Source organism: Neoasaia chiangmaiensis, assembly GCF_002005465.1.
In the GTDB taxonomy this organism is placed as follows: domain Bacteria; phylum Pseudomonadota; class Alphaproteobacteria; order Acetobacterales; family Acetobacteraceae; genus Neoasaia; species Neoasaia chiangmaiensis.
Genome location: NZ_CP014691.1, coordinates 2,219,003 through 2,236,599 on the forward strand (window position 1 = coordinate 2,219,003; position 17,597 = coordinate 2,236,599).

A 17,597-nucleotide genomic window follows, 5' to 3' on the forward strand; every position below is an offset into this window, starting at 1 on the left:
CGTTCCGTGCCACATCGGCCGCGTGGGTGACGTCCGGTTGCCTACCGCCGCGTGAAGGTCAGGGTGTGCGTCTGGTCGCCGCTGCGGATATCGATGGTCGTCGATGCGCCTGGCGGCAGGCTGGCGATATCTTCGAGCGCTTCCGTATGGTCGCGGAGCGAGAAGACGAGGCCACCGATCGAGGCGCAGTAATTCCACTCGACCTGCAAGGGCGGCTGAGCCTCACCCATCGCATTGGTAATCGAGAGAAGCTGGGGCTGCGCAAGAATCAGCAACGCATGCAGCATGCGCTCGGACAGGACATAGAACCGTTCCCACGCGTTGATGGCGTTCGCCTGGAAATCCGCGCCGCCATTCTGAATGCTGCGCAGGTAGCGGGGCGACTCCTCGTCGCGGATTTCCAGGGAGATCAGCCCCGCTTCGTCGGACACGGCGCGCAGTGGCGGGAATGGGGCGGGGAGTGAGATGGCCTTGCGCAGATCGACGTCATACGGCACGGCCCGGCTGTCTTCCGTGAAGAAGAAAATGCCCGGATAATGGGCCGCGGCACTGAGCTTGCGGCAGTAGATGTCGTCGCGGAACGGATCGAGATCCAGCACCTCACCGAAAACATCCAGCAGCCAGTGGCGCGATCCGGTCATCGAATGGCTCATCGAGTGGTCTCCAGTAGCGTCGCAGAGTCCTGCGACAGGTCGAGGCACTTCCGCATCACGGTCGGGAGCGATTGCCCGGCCAGGTTGTCGGCCGGGCAGGCGAACCCAGCCATATCCGGGGCGAATCGATCGGTTCGTCCCTCGAATACGGTCAAACGAAGGGTCAGATGCGTGAAAACATGCGTGATGATCCCGAGTTCGCGAAAACGCACCGGCATGGGCGCATCGCGCATGGCGTCGGCCGGTCGCCATGGTGTCTCGCGCCAGGCAGTGCCCGGAAATTCAGCCATGCCCGCGAGCAGGCCCGTTTCCGGACGGCGGCGCAACCACACCGCGCCGGAGGCATCGCGCAGGATGAAGCAGGCGCCGAACCGCTCCGGCTTCGGTTGTTTCCGGGCGCGGCGCGGCAGGCTGGCGGCGATGCCGCGTGCATGGGCGGCGCAGGCCTCGCGCCATGGGCACAGACCGCATGCCGGATTGCGCGGCGTGCAGATCGTCGCGCCGAGGTCGAACAGGGCCTGGGCGAAATCGCTGGCGCGCGCCCGGGCCTGCGCACCGTCATTGAGTGTGGCGGCGCGTTGTGCGATCTGCCGTCTGCTTTGCGGCAGGGGTTCCTCGATCGCGAAGATGCGTGATGCGATGCGTTCGACATTGCCATCGACCGGAATAACCGGCACGCCGAAAGCGATCGCCGCGATGGCGCGCGCGGTGTAGTCGCCGATACCCGGCAGGGCGCGGAGTCCATCGACCGTCTGGGGAAACGCGCCCTGATCGGCCAGAAGCCGGGCGCAGGCATGCAGGTTGCGGGCGCGGGTGTAATAACCAAGCCCTGCCCAAAGGGCGAGCACGTCGTCACGCGGAGCCTGTGCCAAGGCGTCGACCGTCGGGTATTTTTCGAGAAAGCGTGCGTAATAGGCTTTGACGGTGGCGACCGTTGTCTGTTGGAGCATGATTTCGCTCAGCCAGACGTGATAGGGTGTGGCCTGTCGACCGGGACGCGCGCGCCAGGGCAGGTCGCGTCGGTGCCGGTCATACCAGTGAAGCAGCGCGGAATCGGAAGGAATCACGCTCGCGATATGACGAAGGAAACGCAGCGCGGCAAGAGGCGCACCACCACAGCACCGGCGCCGGTGTGGGAAAAACGCAGCTTCAAGGCGCGCACGCTGGGCAGCATCCTGCCGACCGTCACGCAGCCCGCCATGCGCAGGAATAACGGCGCTGCGGTGCGTCTGCTGCTGGACTGGCCGGATATCGTTGGTACGGCGCTGGCGCGTGAGACCGTGCCGCGGCGCCTTTCGGCCGGGACGCTGACGGTCGCCTGCTCGGGGCCGGTGGCGATGGAGTTGCAACATCTTGCGCCGCAACTGATCGAACGTATCAACGCCCATTGCGGTCCGAATCGCACGGGGCCCCTGTTCGCGCAGGAACAGGCGCTGGTGGTGCGGCTGAAGATATTGCAGGACGCGACCGTCGCCCAACCGGCACGGCCGAGCCCACAGGCACCCCCGGCGCCTGTCACGCTGCCCGATATGGCGGATGGGCCCCTCCGCGATGTTCTGGCGCGTCTTGGCGGGCATGTGCGTCATCGACGAGCCAGCGCGCGCAACAAGATATGACATCCATGGCGGGAAACCGTGTTTCTTTGTGACAGTTGGATGCAAACACGTATCAGGTCCGCCCTTTTCCCGGCGTAATACACAAACAATATCTGCTCGATGATCGATTGCCCGTTTAGTCCCGCACAGACATGGGACATGGAGGAAACAAAATGACGATGAGGAAAAAAGCCATCCTGTTGGTTGCGGCCTTGTCGATCGATGCTTCGTTTCCGGTCGCTTATGCGCAGCATGGCGGGGGTTTCCATGGTGGTGGCGGCTTTCACGGTGGCGGCGGCGGTTTCCATGGCGGCGGTTTTCGCGGTGGCGGGTTCGGTGGTCCGGGTTTTCACGGGGGCCCGGGCTTTCACGGTGGCATGGGCGTAGGGTTTCGCGGCGGTCCCGGCTTTCATGGCGGACCGGGTTTCGTCGGACGACCGGGCTTTTATGGCGGCTATCGTGGCTTCGGCGGCTGGGGTCGGCGTTGGGGCGGCGGCTGGCGTGGGCCCGGCTGGGGCTGGGGTGGCCCCGGGTGGGGCGGCTACGGCTGGGGGATGCCCGGCTGGGGTGGCGGCTGGGGCTGGGGCGGTTGGGGCCTTGGTTTCGGCCTGCTGACCGGTGCGGCCATCGGCGCCGCAGCCGCCTCCCCCTATTATAACGGTTACTATGGCGGAGGATATTACCCGCCGCCTGTCGCTTATGGTTATGCTCCCGGCTATGCGCCTCCGGTTTACACAGAGCCTTACCCCGGCGGTTACTGAGTCCGCATGAACGCTAGAAGGGCAGTACGGCGTCCATGAACTGCTGCCCGTAGCGCGGTTGTTGCAGTTGGGTGAGCGTGCCGCGCCCGCCATAGGAGATGCGGGCCTCGGCCATTCGGTCGTGCGTGACGGTGTTGTCGGCGGTAATATCCTGCGGTCGCACGATCCCGCTGACATTCAGCTCTCGCAGCTCGCTGTTCACCCGTACTTCCTGACGCGCCATCACGACGAAATTGCCATTGGGCAGCAGCTGCGTGATGGTGCCGGCCAGCCGGAGCGTCACGGTCTCGTTGCGTGTGATCTTTCCTGTCGATGCAGCGTCGTTACTGCTGCTGGTCGACAGTGAGTTAGCACCTGTCAGCTGCGCCACCACCTTCTGCTTGACCCCGAAAAGATTCGGAATGCCGAATTTCTCGTTGCCGGTACGTTGTGCGGTCGTGTTGTTGTTGAGGCTGGCGGTATCTGTGATATCGACCACGACCGTAACGAGATCGCCGACCTGAGATGCCCGTTGATCCTTGAAGAAGGCCCGGCTTCCACTACGCCACAGGCTCGCGGGTTCGGAAGGTGGTGCCTGCAGGGGCGGCATCGGCATGGTCAGAGGCCGGTAGCTGGCTGCCAGGGTCGGGTCCGCGATTTGTGTCATGCGCGGCGGCCGACCGATTTCCGCGATCTGCGCAAGATTGCCGCAGCCGGCCAGAAGCGGCAGGGCGAGCCATATCGGCCATCTGACGATCAACCGTGTTCCTGCTGTCTTCCGGTGCTCCATGGCATCATATCAGCATGTCGATGGTAAACCGCCGGTTAACATGGCCGGGACTGGCGGACATGGAAGATCAAAAATCATGCGCGGTGCCAGAGTGGTTGTCGAACGGCGTCGGGACCATGCCGGGAATGACCTCGATAACTGAATGATCCACGATACGACCGGTGACGACCATCCGCGTTCCGGGATTGAGCGCGCGAATCATGTCGTCGCGACCGCCGCTCTCCAGCGCAAGCCCGGAGACGGTCACGTGCATCGAGGGTGTGTTGTAGGACATGACAACCGGCATGTTCTTGCGGATCAACATGGGGTGGACAAGCTGGCGCGCCCCGACCGGGGAGCCCGCGCCGATCGTGCCGCGGGCTGTCAGGCCCAGGGCCTCCGTCGCGTCGTGCAACGTGTCGTCCGCCAGTCCGTCTTCGCGCATCATGACAAGGGTGACGTTCTCCGGAAGCACGGGATCGCCCTGTCGGATGGCATGACGCAGGACCACGACCTGCGTGCTGCGCGTGACGTCGCCGACAAGATGGAACTCGGTCGGCGTGGGCAGATCGAATGCAAGCAGGGCTGAAAAATGCCCGCTGATATTCGGTGTGTAACTGATATGCGTCAGGCGCGGCGTGGCCCCGGCATCGAGGGAAACGACGATCGGCGTGAAGTTGGATAGTTCGATATCAGTGTCGTTTTCAGGCAGATGGAGGGCGTTGCGCAGCAATCGCACGATGTCGTTCCGCCCATATGTCCGCGCACCGTGAATGACCGTCGTGCTGACCAGTGGCGATGCCTCCGGCCAGTCCACGCCATACTGTGCCGCGATGGCGGTGAGTTGCGGACCGCCGACCGTATAGCTTTTCCCAAGCTCGGGCGCATCGCCGAGCGTGGCGTCCTGCCCGGGCGGCAGGCCACCGAACAGATCGGAAAGGCGCACCTTGTCGCCATGCAGGACGACTTCCGTATGCAACGTGGCGGCGCCGGCGGGTGCCGCGCCGAGCGTCGCCAGCAGGCCAAGCACGCGGAGATGGATTTTAGCGGCCAAGATTGGTCAGCGTCTGCATCATGTCGTCGGAAGCGGTGATGACCTTGCTGTTCATTTCATAGGCGCGCTGGGCGCTGATCAGGTCGGTGATCTCGGTGACGACGTTGACGTTCGAACTTTCGACATAGCCCTGCATGACGGACCCGAAGCCGGTCGTGTTCGGCGTGCCGACGATGGGATCTCCCGATGCCTCGGTCTGGACGAAAAGATTCTGCCCCATCGCCGACAGGCCGTTCTCGTTGGCAAAGGTCGCGATCTGCATCTGGCCCACGATCTGGGGCTGGGTCTGTCCGGCGACGGTGACGCTGATCTGCCCCGACTGATCCACGGAAACGGACTGTGCGTTGTTCGGCACGTTGATCGGCGGATTGAGCGCATAGCCATCCGCCGTGACGATCGTGCCGTCATTGGCGAGCGACAGCGTGCCGTCGCGTGTATAGGCCGTCTGGCCCGAGGGCAATGTGACCTGGAAATAGCCCTTTCCCTGGATGGCGAAATCCAGGGAGTTGCTTGTCTGCTCCAGATTGCCCTGTTCGTTGATGCGATAGATGGCGGCTGTCTTGACGCCCAGACCCACCTGCGCGCCCGCCGGCACGATCGTGCCGGTATCCGAACTGGTGGTGCCGACGCGGCGCATGTTCTGATAGATCAGGTCCTGGAATTCCGCACGGGAGCGCTTGTAGCCGGTGGTCGTCATGTTGGCGATGTTGTTGGAGATCGTCTCCACGTTGGTTTGCTGCGCCTGCATGCCGGTGCCGGCGATATCGAGAGATCGCATGAGCGGATTATCCTAGAGAAGGTCTGAAGATCAGGACTGGACCTGGACGATCTTGGCGATGGCGTCCTGCTGGCGCGTCGCTTCGCTGCTGACGAATTGCGAGACGAACTGAAAATCGCGCTGGATCTGCATCATGTGCGTCATCTCGGACATGATCTGCACGTTGCTGCCTTCGATCATGCCCTGCATCAGTTTCGGGTTGTCGGCGGGGCGGGTTGGCCCTTCGGCCAACAGGAGTTTGCCGCCTTCGGACGTCATCCTGTTGCTGTCCTGCGGCATGACGATGCCGATCTGTCCGGCGATGCCGCTTTCGGTCGTTATCGTGCCGTCGGCGGAAACGGTGACGTCATGATCGGCGGCGGGCAGGCGAATGGGCTGTCCGTCGCGATCCAGAAGGGGGTTTGCGGCTTCGTCCGTAACCGTGCCGTCCGTCAGGCGTTCGAACCGTCCCGACCGTGTCAGACGGGTGCCATTCGGTGTCTGGACCGTGAAGTAGCCTTCCCCGCCAATCGCGAGATCGAGCGGATTGCCGGTCTGCTGTAGTTGCCCCTGTGCGAGATCGCGGAACGTGGCCAGATCCTGCGTGTAGGCCTGGGTCTCGCCGCCTGTCGTCACGTTGTCGCCGTCCTGCCGGGACAGATAGTCACTGAACAGGACGTGCTGGCCTTTGTAACCAGCCGTCGAGGCATTGGCGATGTTGTTGGCCACGACGCTCATGGCGCGTTGCTGGGCATCGAGTCTCGACAGGGCGATATAGGTGGCGTTTTCCATGAACCGGTCCTTGCGTTCCGGCGCATTATGGCCCGTCAATCCTTGCCAAAAGGTTGACGTCCGGACGTGATCCTATGCCGGTGACGCGCGTTCGTCGGCTTTTTCGTCAACCGGCGCCCGATCGGGGTCGAGGCCAAGAAACTCCCATGCCGACGACCAGTCCAGACTCGTTCGACGGGGTGCGGTGATGGCGAGGAGGTGAGCGATTTCCGAGGCGCCGGTCGAGAGATGTCGGATCATGCCAGAGGCTTTCATTCAGACGATGTCTGCCGCCACCATAACGATAATGATAATCGTTCTCAACAAACAAATATATCGAAGGTCTTAGTTGTCTTGCCGGTAGGGGGAGAAAGACGACAGCGCGTCGATCTCCGCATGAATGGCCAGGCGCTCGTGTTCGAGGAAATCCGCCACGGCATCGCGCAGGGCCGGGTCGCGGATGTAATGGGCGGAGCGGGTCAGGCTCGGCAGGTAGCCGCGCTGGATTTTGTGTTCGCCCTGTGCGCCGGCCTCCACGCGTGAGAGGCCTTGCGCAATGGCGAAATCGATGGCGCGGTAATAGCAGAGTTCGAAATGCAGGAAGGGCCAGTCGCCCGTGCATCCCCAGTTGCGGCCGAACAGCGTGTCCGTGCCGATCAGGTTCAGCGCGGCGGCCACAGGCGCGCCGTCATGCTCGGCTGTCATTAACACGACACGGTCGCCAAGTCGTTCGGCGAGGCGGGGAAAGAAGCTCTCCGTCAGATAGGCGCTGCCCCATTTCCGATCGACCGTCGATTGATAGAAGCGATAGAAGGCACGCCAGTCAGCCGATGTGATGGCATCGCCCTGCTTGGTATGGAAGGTCAGGCCGCAATTCTGCGCGTCACGGCGTTCGCGGCGGATGCTCTTGCGTTTGCGAGAGGAAAGGGCGGCGAGGAAATCCTCAAAATCGCCATAGGCCCGGTTGTGCCAGTGATACTGCACGCCCAGACGCGGCAGCCAGCCATCTTCCGCGAGTTGCGCCTGCTCGTTTTCGAGGCAGAACGTCGCATGCACGGAGGAAAGACCGAGTTCCCCACAGGCCTGCGCGATGGCCTGGCCCAGTGCCTGTGCAACCGCATCGGGCGCGGGCTGGTCGGGATGGACGAGCAGGCGGGGGCCCGGCACGGGTGAGAACGGGACGGCAAGCTGGAACTTGGGATAGTAGCGCCCGCCGGCCTCTTCGTAGGCATTGGCCCAGGCGTGGTCGAAGACGTATTCGCCGAAGGAATGCCCCTTGCCGTAGAGCGGTGCGACAGCGGCGACGGTCTCGTCCCCATGGCGCAGCACGGCATGGCGCGGCAACCAGCCGGTACGCGGACCGACCGAGCCGCTGTCTTCCAGGGCTGAAAGAAAGCCGTGGGTGACGAAAGGATTGTCCGGTCCCGCGCAGCGGTCCCAGAGAGCGGGGTCGATCTCGTGGATCGAGGCATGAAGCGTGAGCGACCAATCCGGCATGACCCCGAATGTGGGCCGCGCACGCGTCAAATGCAAAAACTATCAGCCGATCTCGAGGATCGCCTCGACTTCCACGGGCGCATCCAGTGGCAGGGAGGGCACGCCGATGGTCGAGCGCGCATGACGGCCGGCATCGCCGAACACGGCCACCGCCAGATCGGAGGCGCCGTTCATCACGGCGGCATGCTGGGTGAATTCCGGCGTGCAGGCGATGAAGCCGCCCAGCCGCACCACGCGCTTGACCCGGGAGAGATCGCCGATCGCGGCTTCCACCTGCGCCAGGACGTTCAGCAGGCATGCCTGCGCGCATTCCTTGCCGGTTTCGGGCGAGATGGCGGCGCCGAGTTTGCCGGTTGCCTTGAGTTTGCCGTCGACCAGCGGCAACTGGCCGGAAACCACCAGCGTGCTGCCGGTCTGCACGGCAGCGACGTAGGTGGCAACCGGGGCGGCGGCCTGCGGCAGGGTCAGGCCGAGGGCTTTCAGGCGATCCTGAGGTGTTTCGGACATGGGTGATCGGTCTCCGTTCGGGTACATCGTCAGCCGACGAGGCGCAGGCCGGGCTTGCGGCGCGGCGGGGTCGAATCTTCGGGCATGGCAAGGGGCAGCATCGGGTCCGGCTCGGCCGGTTCGACGGCATCGGGCGCGGCATCCGGCAGGCGTTTGCCGAGATAGGCGTCCGACAGGGCGCGGAAGGCATAGTCGAGCAGGGACGTCGCGTAGGCGGCGACCGGATCGCCCTCCACCGTGCCGCCGGGTCCGAAGCGCGTGTGGGCGAATCGTCCGACATACTCGTCCAGCGGCGCGCCATATTGCAGGCCGATGCTCACGGCCTGCCCGACGCTCTCCAGCAGTCCCCGCACCATGGCGCTTTCGCGTGCCGGCACGATGGCGATCTCGCCGAGCGAACCGTCCTCGTATTCGCCGGTGCGCAGGTAGAGGCGATGGCCACCGACGGCGGCGCGTTGCGTGAAGCCGCCGTGCCGCGCGGGCAGCGGGCGGCGCACGCCGCGTTCCAGCCTGACGCGGGTCGTCAGTGGCGCCAGCGGGTCGGGGCGTGCGGGCATGCGGTCCACAAAACCCGTCAGCGCCCGGTGCATGGCGAGATGTGCCATCGGGCCCGGCTGCGGCAGGGGCGTATCACCTGCCAGCGCGGCAGCCAGAGCGGTTTCCGGCGTCAGGCCGCGATGGGCAAGGCGCGCGATCGTGCTGGGTCGCAGCCGGCCATCCGCCTGCAACGGAGAAAACACCGGGGCGAGGCCGCAGGCTTCCACCCCGAGCAAGGCGTCGATGGGGCCGGGCACGGAGAAGCCGGTCTCCACGGGCGCGCGGCGTGTCGCGTCATCGTCCGCGTCGATCTCGTCGCGGATCTGTGCGCCGACATCCGCCAGACCGGGGATTGGAAAGGCGGCGGGCGGGAGCGGCACAGGTCCCGCACCCTGACGGGCGAGGGACGATGTCAGCCATGTGAGCGCGCAGGCTGCGTCACGCCCGATGTCGCTGTCATAGTCCAGGCCAAGCTGGGCCAGACAGGCGTCCAGGTTGGTCAGCAACAGCGTTCCGGCGGGACCGCTTGGCGCTTCGGCATCTGCCGCTACCGGCGCATTCGCCTGCTGTGGCGCGTCGAACAGGGGCAGTTCGCCGTTGAGGGAATCGGCGGTTTCGGTCTGCAGGCGGCGGAGCATGTCGCAGGCCAGCCGGATGGCCGCCACGAAAGCATCGCCTGCGAAAATACCGTCGAAGACGAAAGCGGCGAGATTGATGACGAAGCCCGGTCGCCGGTCGTGCAATCCCTGCCAGAGCGTTGCGCTGGGCGCGAGTTGCCGCAGCAGCAGCAGGCAGGCCAGCGAACGCCCGGGACTGGCGGTGTCGGTCGTGCCGGGCGACGCTTTCAGCGCGTCCAGTTCCGCAAGCCAGCGCCCGGCTTCGGTCGAGAGCCGGACGGGGGCCGTCGAATCCGTGCCGCGCGTGGGGGCGAGCTGCAGCAGGGCGCTGGCGGCGTCGTCGTCCCATGCGGCTGGCAGGGTGACCGTGTGGGGAATGGGATCGTCCGGGTCGGCCGTCACCTGCGCCGTGCGCATGCGGACGCCGCTCCAATATTGGCGGGCTGTCATGGACATGACTCTAGTACCACGGTCGTGCCGGCGAAAGCATGAAATGCGTGTCGGTCATCCCGGTAATGCCCCGCATAACGGGGATATGGGGGATAACCTGATGCCGGGCGGGTTGGCATGTTCAGACATGGACGGCACGTGCGATAGTCTGTAGTGCTGGACCCCGATGTTCCATCCGGTTTCAGTCATGATGTTTATCGAGGTCTTTTCATGAGTGCAGCGTCCGGCGCACGCGCGCGCCCAGATACTCTCGAACTCGTGACGGGGATGCTCGTCATGGGCGTTCTCATCGCCCTCGTCGTCCTGGCCATGGCGGGCCGCCATCACAAGGGTGGGGACGGCTACCCCCTGCGGGCCGTGTTCAGCCAGATCGATGGGCTGGATGTCGGCGCTGACGTGCGGCTTGCGGGTATCACCATCGGGCATGTGACCTCGGAGACCGTCGATCCCAAGGATTTCCGCGCCCGCGTGATCTTCACGGTGCGCAAGGATGTCTCCCTGCCTGACGACAGCGCGGCGATCGTCACCTCCGACAGCCTGTTGGGCGGTAAATATATCGCCCTGTCGCCCGGCGGCAGCGATGCGATGCTCAAGCCGGGCGCGGTGATGGTGCAGACGCAGGGATCGATCAGTCTCGAGCAGCTTCTGAGCAAGTTCATCTTCTCCGTGACGGACAACCTGCCGAAGTCGAAGGGGACGGCCCCGAAAGCGGGGGATGCCGGTCCATGACGGTCGCGGAACAGGGCGCGGTCTGGCTCGATCGGCAGGGGCAGCCGATCGGCTGTGTCGAGAAGCTCAAGGTCCTGCGCGAAAATGACGCGGAACTTCGACAGAACATGCAGGATGCCTTCGAGGATGCGCTGCTGATGGGTGTCGCGCCCGACGCGATGCGCGAGATCCTGACCGATATGGTGAAGCGACTGCGCGAGCCGGGCGCATGATGACCGGGCGCATGATGAAACGGATCGCCCTGTCCGCCATCTGCGTGACGGCGCCTGTTCCCGGGCCGATGCCGGCCCTGGGTGCCACGATGGTCGCGCCGCCGGCGATGTATCCTGCGACGATGTGGCAGGGGCGCGGGCAGGCGGTGATCCGGATTCTGGACCGGATGGATTCGCATGTCACGATGCTGACCGTGCCGGCAGGCGGCGAGACGGATTACAAGACGCTGCATATCGCCGTGCATCGTTGCGTGGATCGGCCGCCGACGCTGGCATCGGACGCGGCGATCCAGGTCAGCATCGCGGACAACACCGACAGGAACATGCATTTCGACGGCTGGATTCTGGCGGCCGAGCCGGCCCTGTCCGTTTTCCCCAGCCCGCTTTATCAGGTGCGCGTGGTCTCGTGCGCGGGTGATACCGTGGCGCCGCTGGTGCCCCCCTTGCCGCAGCCGGCCGTGCCGCAGACCGTTTCCGCCACGCCCAGCGGTGCGGACGACCAACCCGGCGACACGGGCGATCAGCCCGCCGTGCCACCACCTGTGGCGCATGGTCCAATGCCGCTGACGCCCGATGCCCCGACAGGGGGGCACACGGCGCCGCCTGCCGGCCCCATGCAGCTTGCGCCACCGGCAAGCGATGCGCCGCCGGCAGGTTCGTCATCCGGCGCCCAGAGCGGCCCGATGCCGTTGACGCCGCCCGCCGATGCACCCACGCAGACGCCCGAACACCTGCCGCCGCCACAACCTTTTCCGGACGGGCAATAATCCGGCCATATTATGGCCGTCTTGCCGTGACAGCCGGAAGGGGACCCTTCAAGTCCCTATCGCTGTGAAACCCGCTTTCATGGAGGAAGTTATTAGACCATGACTGCCGTGCCCCCCGCGCCTCATAGCGCCGCATTACGCCCCCGGATCGGTTTTCCACCGGATCAGACAGCCATTCTCCTCGATTTCGACGGGACCCTGGTGGATATCGCGCCGACGCCGGAGAGCGTCGTCGTGCCGCCGGGCCTGCGCGAAACGCTGCTGACCCTCCGCGAACGTTGCGGCGGCGCATTGGCCGTCGTGACCGGGCGGCCGATCGAACAGATCGATCATTTCCTGCCTGGCGTGCCGACCGCCGTTTGCGGAGAGCATGGCATTGCCATTCGCCGGCACCCCGGTGCGCCGATCGAACGCGCGCCGCTGCCGGAAGTGCCGCAGGCCTGGCGTGACGAGGCTGAAAAGATCGTGCGCGGCTGGCCGGGCGCGAGTGTCGAGCCGAAACGTGCCGGATTCGTCCTGCATTATCGCGGCGCGCCGGACGCGCAGGAACCTCTCCGCGAGGCCGCCGAGGGCTGGCTGGCCGGAGATGACAGCTTCGAAATACAGGCGGCCAAGATGGCATGGGAAATTCGCCCGTCGGGCGTGGACAAGGGGCATGCCGTCGAGGCGCTGCTGGAACAGGCGCCCTTCGCCGGACGCAAGCCGCTTTTCGTCGGCGACGATGTGACGGATAATGACGGTATTCGTGCGGCGCGTGCGGCCGGTGGCGTCGGATTTCGCATCCCCGACGATTTCCCGACCGCGCAGGCTTTCCGCGACTGGCTCAAGCATTATTCGGAGGCCCCGCAATGGGACGTCTGATCGTCGTTTCCAACCGCGTTCCATCGCCGCGCGAACGTACGCAGCCGGCTGGCGGCCTGACCGTTGGACTGAAGGATGCCGTTCGCGGGGTTGAAAGCCTGTGGTTCGGCTGGTCCGGTGAATATTCGGATGATGTCGAGCACCAGAAGCCCAATCTCGACAAGGTCGAAGGCGTCACCTACGCCACGATCGATCTGACGACGGAACAGCACGAGCGGTTCTACGAGAATTTCTCGAACGGTCTGCTCTGGCCGCTATGTCACTATCGCATCGGCATCATCGACTTCCACCGCGAGGATCTGCGGGTCTATCGCGAAGTCAATGCGTTGTTCGCCGATCAGCTCGTGCCGCTGTTGCGTCCCGACGATACGATCTGGGTGCACGACTACCATCTGTTTCCCCTGGGTGAGGAACTGCGCAAGCGGGGCGTGAAGAGCAAGATCGGGTTCTTCCTGCACATCCCGTTTCCGCCGTGGAGCGTCACGCGCGTGCTGCCCTGCGCGGCGGAATTCCTGACAGACATGACGAGCTACGACCTCATCGGTGTCCAGACCGACGAGGACGCTCACAATATGAGCGACTGCTTCCATATGTGCGGCCTGGAAAAGGATGTGCATGCGTTTCCGATCGGGATCGATCCGAAGGAATTCGCGGAGCAGGCCATCAGCAGTCTCGAAACGCCGGAAGTCAACCGGCTGCGGGCAAGCCTGCGCAATCGCAAGCTGATCATCGGTGTGGACAGGCTGGATTACTCCAAGGGCATCCCCGAACGCTTCCATGGCTATGAGGCCCTGCTGAAGCGCTATCCAGAGCACATCAACAACGTCATCTTCCTCCAGATCACGCCGGTCTCGCGCGGTGGGGTGGCGAGTTATCAGGCCCTGCGTCGTGAACTTGACGAACTGGCGGGACGCATCTGCGGCGATCATGCCGATTTCGACTGGACGCCGATCCGCTATCTGACCCAACCGGTGCCACGCCATATTCTGGCGAGTTTCCATCGCCTGGCCGATGTTGCTCTCGTGACCCCCCTTCGGGACGGCATGAACCTGGTGGCGAAGGAATTCGTGGCGGCGCAGGATGCGGAGAATCCCGGTGCGCTGATCCTGTCGCACTTCGCGGGTGCCGCGCCGGAGATGAGCGAGGCGCTGCTGATCAATCCCTACGATTCCGACGACATTGCCGATGCGCTGAATACGGCATTGACGATGCCGCTCGACGAGCGCAGGCGTCGTTGGGAAACGCTGGATGAGGAAGTCACGACGCGGACGGCCGCACATTGGGCGCATGGTTTCCTCGTGAAATTGCAGGAGTCGAACGATACGCCATGACGGCAGGAGTTATGCAGCGCGTTCTCGGCGCTATCCTGATTGCGGCCAGTATCGTGGCTCTCGGGAGCGCCTGGTATGGACAACATATCGATGGTTATGTGCCCTGCGAGTTGTGCCTGCTTGAACGCGGGCCGTGGCGTCTGGTGTTCCTGCTGGGCATTTTGGCCCTGATCGTACCGGGCCGTGGCGGTCGTTGGGCGGCGATCCTCTCCCTGCCCGTGCTGGCGGCTGACATGGTTCTGGCCGTTATCCACGGCGGGGTTGAGCATAAATGGTGGCAAAGCCCGCTGCCGTCCTGCCATGCGCCGATCTTCCATCGCGGCACTTTCCATGCCCGCATGGCCAGCATGCCACTCCGGCCGAGCAAGCCGTGTGACGATCCGACCTACCTGTTCAATCTGCCTTTCTCCATGAGCGTGATGGGCGGACTGTTCGCGCTGCTTATTTTCATCATCGCGACCTATGGACTGATGCGCTACCGGCCACGATCGAGAATCTGAGCTTCCGACCGGGACGTTGAACGGGCGTTCCGGGTCATGGGCATGGTGGCGCGATACTGGACCCGTTTTCCGGATGGCGTAATTGTCATGCCCGAAGCAACTATCGGCAGCGGGCGCGCTTGTGGTGTCATACTGCAGGAGGAACATGCAACATGTCCGACACCGACAGGCAGAATCCACCGCCGACTTCGCCGCCCTATCCCAATCCACCGATCGATCGCCCGGATGTGCCGCCGTCGGACGAACCAAGCGGCTTTCCGGAACCGGCGGAAAAATCCTGATTTCTACAGCGTGATGAGATCCAGCAGGGCGCCCGGTGTTTCCGTGCGTCCGGCATGGAGAATGAGCGCGCGCCCCTGCATCAGTGCCTCCCGCATGGCTTCGGCGCGTTCTGCCCGGTTCGGGCGTGCGTCGTAATCCGACACCTGCGCATAGCCGATCGTGCGGCGGATCATCTCCAGCCCGGCAAATCCGGTCAGATCTTTCATGATGGCGTGGCAGGCGGCAACCTGCGCCTGTTGCTGGCCGCTATCGTCGAGCAGCGCGCCGATATCGCCGCTGCGTCCACGCTCGGACCACAGCGTGCGATAATTGCGTTCGAAATGGCGCCAGAACGTCTCGATCTCATCGCACATCCAGTCGAGACGGCCCGGATTGGCAGCGGCATGGAGCAGCAGGTTGCCGACGTAGAGACCGGCATCGAAACCGATCGGGCCATAGAGCGCGAACTCCCCGTCGATGACGCGCACGTCGTCACCATCCACCATGATCGACCCGGTATGCAGATCGCCGTGCAGCAACGCCTGCGGCGCGGTGAGGAAGCGTTCCTGCAAGCGGGAGACAGCGCTCGCCAGTTGAGGATCGGATTGCAATTCTCCGACGATATCGTCCAGTTCCGGTGACAGCCAGTGATTGCGCTTGCAGCCCGCGCGGTAGGGGGCGGTCAGCACCAGGTCGACCGTGATCCGCGTCAGGGTCGTGTTGGCAGCGAAAGCCGCGACCTGCTCGGTGACCGCCTCGAAAGGACGGGCCCGCCACGATGTGAGAAACGCGGCACGTCCGACATATTCGCCAATTCGGGCGGAAAATCCGGCGGCCGCCACGCCGGTGGCCAGCGCGCCACGCAGGACGCGGTGCGGCGTCAGGCTCTCCATTGCCAGAAGATGAAGATCCGGGTCGAAATGATATAGCGCGGGCATCAGATGGCCGACATGCGGCGCGACGGCCCGCATGTAGCGGGCCTCGAAATCCGTGCGGGTGAGCGGCATCTTCCAGTCCGGATCGACGCGGACATGCGGGAGCGACTGCTTGCAGCACAACCCGCCCAGCGGGCCGCTGACGAGAAAGACGTTGTTGAGGTTGCCATCGCTGACTTCGCGCAGTTGCCACCCCTCCGACCGCCCGCCGAGGCGCGACGCCAGATCGGGCGTGCTAGCGAGATAGGCGCGCCAGCCTTCGATATCGAGCGTGCGGTAGGCGGTCATGGTGTCAGGCGTCCGATCATGGCGCGTGTCGTGGGGACGACGTCCGTTGCATCATGCAGCGACAGCGGGTGCGCGATGCATTCCAGCGCATCGTATTCGTCGTTGCCATGGCGTTGCCAGATGTCGTGGATGGTGGCGAAAGGCAGGGCGCAGTCGAAGGGAATGCCGATATCGACGATATGCGTTCCGGGGTGCTCGCAGGTCAGCAATGGGGCGTGAATGACCACATCGCGGGCGGACAGTCCCAGCTCCTCCTCGATTTCGGCCGCAAGTTGCGCGGCAAGGTCAACGGGCCGATCGCCATTACGGGATTCGATACTGCCGGCCGGCACGCTCTGGCGCAGATCGGGTTGATAGATCGCTTTCGCGGCCCTGCGGCCCAGCACGATGCCATCCGGCGTGCGCATCAGGCCATTGACGGCAAGCGGGCGCAATTGCAGCACCTCGAACAGATCGGGATCGAGCATCTGCGCGAGGGCAAGACGATATTCTGTCCAGCGTCCCGCGATGCGATCCGGCGCGATCTCGGTCGCGCAGAACACCCGACCATTATAGAGGCTGGGTCGTGTCGCGCATGCCCTTTCCCAAAGCGCGGCGACATGCGCGGCTGTGTCCGCGTCCAGTGCCGGGCTGTCGTCGAGCGTGGCAACAGACACATCCGGGTGCAGTTCGACGACCGGCCATTCCGTCGCCGCCATCATGCGCGGGGCTTTCCGCCATGGGCCGCCAGCACATCGGCCACGGCCTGGCGTTCGGCGTCATCCAGCGGGCGTTCGGCGGCCCGCACATTGTCCGTGACCTGTCGTGCGGTGGTGGCACCCGCAATAACCGAGCCGACCACATCGATGTCCAGCAGCCAGCCGAAGGCGAGCTCGGTGAGTGAGCGGTCGAAATCGTCCGCCACCTTCCGCAGGGCTTCCAGAAGCGTCCATGTGGCATCGTTGTCGTAGCGCGTGTGGAGGTAGCTCCAGGCGGCGAGACGGCTGCCTTCCGGTGGTGGTTGATGGCGGTGGTACTTACCCGTCAGCATGCCGCTGGCCAGCGGGAAATAGGGCAGAAGCCCCAGCCCGAAATGGCGCAGGGCGGGAACCAGGTCGTCCAGCGCGTCGCGCGAGATCAGCGAGAGTTCGTCCTGGCAGGAGACGATCCCGGCGTAATCCCGGCGCTGCGCGATATGCCATGCATCCGCCACCTGCCAGCCCGGCAGGTTGGAGACGCCGGCATAGCGGATCTTTCCGGCCCGGGTCAGGTCATCGAGTGCGCGGAGTGTCTCTTCCAGTGGCGTCAACGGATCGGGGGCATGGAGCTGGTAGAGGTCGATCCAGTCCGTCCCGAGTCGTTTCAGGCTGGCTTCGACGGCGCTGACGATATAACGGCGCGATGCCCCGGAGGTGCGACCGTCCGGGTCGTCGCCCGCGCTCATTTTCATGCCGAACTTGGTTGCCAGCACGATATCGCGGCGACGCGGCCCCAGTGCACGGCCAAGCGCCTCTTCCGAAGCGCCCGCATGGGCATCGCGACGGCCATAGACATCCGCCACGTCGAACAGCGTGATGCCCTGATCCAGCGCGTGATGCACGACGCTGGTCGAGGCCGCGTCATCGATGCGGCCGCCAAGGTTATTGCAACCCAGCCCGACGGCCGAGACGCTGAGGCCGGAGTGGCCCAATCGGCGAAACTGCATGGCAACGCGCCTTCTCATGCATAGGAGACAAGGTTGATATGTCGGGCATTCTGGACCGAGCGCAGGAATTCACGCAACTCTG

The 17,597-nt window shown here is 64.5% G+C and carries 22 protein-coding genes; 9 read left to right on the plus strand and 13 right to left on the minus strand.

Annotated features, from left to right (window positions below):
• Positions 1-41: 41 nt before the first annotated feature.
• Positions 42-653, minus strand: a complete 612-nt coding sequence (locus A0U93_RS10725) for a hypothetical protein (protein WP_077807339.1) — start codon at positions 651-653, stop codon at positions 42-44.
• On the minus strand, positions 650-1,720 hold the full coding sequence (gene mutY / locus A0U93_RS10730) for an A/G-specific adenine glycosylase (protein ID WP_077807340.1): 1,071 nt from the start codon (positions 1,718-1,720) through the stop codon (positions 650-652). The genes A0U93_RS10725 and mutY overlap by 4 nt, the downstream gene beginning before the upstream one ends.
• Before the next feature lie 9 nt (positions 1,721-1,729).
• Here mutY and A0U93_RS10735 point away from each other — a divergent pair, with 9 nt between their 5' ends.
• Positions 1,730-2,269 carry a DUF721 domain-containing protein gene (locus A0U93_RS10735; RefSeq protein WP_077807341.1) on the plus strand — a complete coding sequence of 180 codons (540 nt, stop codon included), beginning with the start codon at positions 1,730-1,732 and terminating at the stop codon, positions 2,267-2,269.
• 152 nt (positions 2,270-2,421) lie between these two features.
• Positions 2,422-3,009: a hypothetical protein gene (locus tag A0U93_RS16815; RefSeq protein WP_174807235.1), complete on the plus strand. Its 588-nt coding sequence runs from the start codon at positions 2,422-2,424 to the stop codon at positions 3,007-3,009.
• Between the two features lie 13 nt (positions 3,010-3,022).
• On the opposite strand, the gene flgH is transcribed toward A0U93_RS16815, so the two are convergent.
• From flgH to A0U93_RS10775, 8 genes are all read right to left on the minus strand, one after another.
• Positions 3,023-3,745, minus strand: coding sequence for a flagellar basal body L-ring protein FlgH (gene flgH / locus A0U93_RS10745; RefSeq protein WP_245825188.1), 723 nt, complete (start codon positions 3,743-3,745; stop codon positions 3,023-3,025).
• A gap of 100 nt (positions 3,746-3,845) precedes the next feature.
• Positions 3,846-4,811, minus strand: a complete 966-nt coding sequence (gene flgA / locus A0U93_RS10750) for a flagellar basal body P-ring formation chaperone FlgA (RefSeq protein ID WP_169852748.1) — start codon at positions 4,809-4,811, stop codon at positions 3,846-3,848.
• Positions 4,801-5,589 (minus strand): flagellar basal-body rod protein FlgG, encoded by a 789-nt coding sequence (flgG, locus tag A0U93_RS10755; protein ID WP_077807344.1) that lies wholly within the window; start codon positions 5,587-5,589, stop codon positions 4,801-4,803. Before flgG ends, flgA begins: the two co-directional genes overlap by 11 nt.
• 30 nt (positions 5,590-5,619) lie before the next feature.
• A complete protein-coding gene (gene flgF / locus A0U93_RS10760; RefSeq protein WP_077808469.1) occupies positions 5,620-6,360 on the minus strand; it encodes a flagellar basal-body rod protein FlgF in 741 nt (246 codons plus the stop codon).
• A gap of 72 nt (positions 6,361-6,432) precedes the next feature.
• Positions 6,433-6,600, minus strand: a complete 168-nt coding sequence (locus A0U93_RS16470; protein WP_169852749.1) for a hypothetical protein — start codon at positions 6,598-6,600, stop codon at positions 6,433-6,435.
• An 84-nt stretch (positions 6,601-6,684) separates the two neighbouring features.
• The gene (locus A0U93_RS10765) at positions 6,685-7,836 is read right to left on the minus strand and encodes a GNAT family N-acetyltransferase (RefSeq protein ID WP_077808470.1); all 1,152 of its coding nucleotides are present in this window, start codon (positions 7,834-7,836) and stop codon (positions 6,685-6,687) included.
• A gap of 42 nt (positions 7,837-7,878) precedes the next feature.
• A complete protein-coding gene (locus A0U93_RS10770) occupies positions 7,879-8,343 on the minus strand; it encodes a RidA family protein (protein WP_077807345.1) in 465 nt (154 codons plus the stop codon).
• Between the two features lie 29 nt (positions 8,344-8,372).
• A complete protein-coding gene (locus A0U93_RS10775) occupies positions 8,373-9,953 on the minus strand; it encodes a TSCPD domain-containing protein (protein WP_077807346.1) in 1,581 nt (526 codons plus the stop codon).
• A 204-nt stretch (positions 9,954-10,157) separates the two neighbouring features.
• Here A0U93_RS10775 and mlaD point away from each other — a divergent pair, with 204 nt between their 5' ends.
• The 7 genes from mlaD to A0U93_RS16980 all read left to right on the plus strand — a co-directional run bounded on the left by mlaD (position 10,158) and on the right by A0U93_RS16980 (position 14,628).
• Positions 10,158-10,676 (plus strand): outer membrane lipid asymmetry maintenance protein MlaD, encoded by a 519-nt coding sequence (gene mlaD / locus A0U93_RS10780; RefSeq protein WP_077808471.1) that lies wholly within the window; start codon positions 10,158-10,160, stop codon positions 10,674-10,676.
• Complete coding sequence (locus A0U93_RS10785; RefSeq protein WP_077807347.1) at positions 10,673-10,888, plus strand: hypothetical protein; 216 nt, start codon at positions 10,673-10,675, stop codon at positions 10,886-10,888. The genes mlaD and A0U93_RS10785 overlap by 4 nt, the downstream gene beginning before the upstream one ends.
• Positions 10,885-11,655, plus strand: coding sequence for a DUF2155 domain-containing protein (locus A0U93_RS10790; RefSeq protein WP_245824828.1), 771 nt, complete (start codon positions 10,885-10,887; stop codon positions 11,653-11,655). Before A0U93_RS10785 ends, A0U93_RS10790 begins: the two co-directional genes overlap by 4 nt.
• Positions 11,656-11,754: 99 nt before the next feature.
• Positions 11,755-12,516 (plus strand): trehalose-phosphatase, encoded by a 762-nt coding sequence (otsB, locus tag A0U93_RS10795; protein ID WP_077807348.1) that lies wholly within the window; start codon positions 11,755-11,757, stop codon positions 12,514-12,516.
• Complete coding sequence (locus A0U93_RS10800) at positions 12,504-13,847, plus strand: alpha,alpha-trehalose-phosphate synthase (UDP-forming) (protein WP_077807349.1); 1,344 nt, start codon at positions 12,504-12,506, stop codon at positions 13,845-13,847. Before otsB ends, A0U93_RS10800 begins: the two co-directional genes overlap by 13 nt.
• Entirely contained in the window at positions 13,844-14,347 is a 504-nt protein-coding gene (locus tag A0U93_RS10805; protein WP_077807350.1) for a disulfide bond formation protein B, read from the plus strand. Before A0U93_RS10800 ends, A0U93_RS10805 begins: the two co-directional genes overlap by 4 nt.
• 152 nt (positions 14,348-14,499) lie before the next feature.
• Positions 14,500-14,628, plus strand: coding sequence for a hypothetical protein (locus A0U93_RS16980; protein ID WP_255318272.1), 129 nt, complete (start codon positions 14,500-14,502; stop codon positions 14,626-14,628).
• 3 nt (positions 14,629-14,631) lie between these two features.
• Here A0U93_RS16980 and mtnK read toward each other — a convergent pair whose 3' ends face one another.
• Genes mtnK through A0U93_RS10820 form a run of 3 tightly spaced genes read right to left on the minus strand, consistent with a single transcriptional unit; the run spans position 14,632 to position 17,515 of the window.
• Positions 14,632-15,831 carry an S-methyl-5-thioribose kinase gene (gene mtnK / locus A0U93_RS10810; RefSeq protein ID WP_077807351.1) on the minus strand — a complete coding sequence of 400 codons (1,200 nt, stop codon included), beginning with the start codon at positions 15,829-15,831 and terminating at the stop codon, positions 14,632-14,634.
• Positions 15,828-16,532 carry a hypothetical protein gene (locus tag A0U93_RS10815; RefSeq protein ID WP_077807352.1) on the minus strand — a complete coding sequence of 235 codons (705 nt, stop codon included), beginning with the start codon at positions 16,530-16,532 and terminating at the stop codon, positions 15,828-15,830. The genes mtnK and A0U93_RS10815 overlap by 4 nt, the downstream gene beginning before the upstream one ends.
• On the minus strand, positions 16,529-17,515 hold the full coding sequence (locus A0U93_RS10820) for an aldo/keto reductase (RefSeq protein ID WP_077807353.1): 987 nt from the start codon (positions 17,513-17,515) through the stop codon (positions 16,529-16,531). Before A0U93_RS10820 ends, A0U93_RS10815 begins: the two co-directional genes overlap by 4 nt.
• Positions 17,516-17,597: the final 82 nt, after the last annotated feature.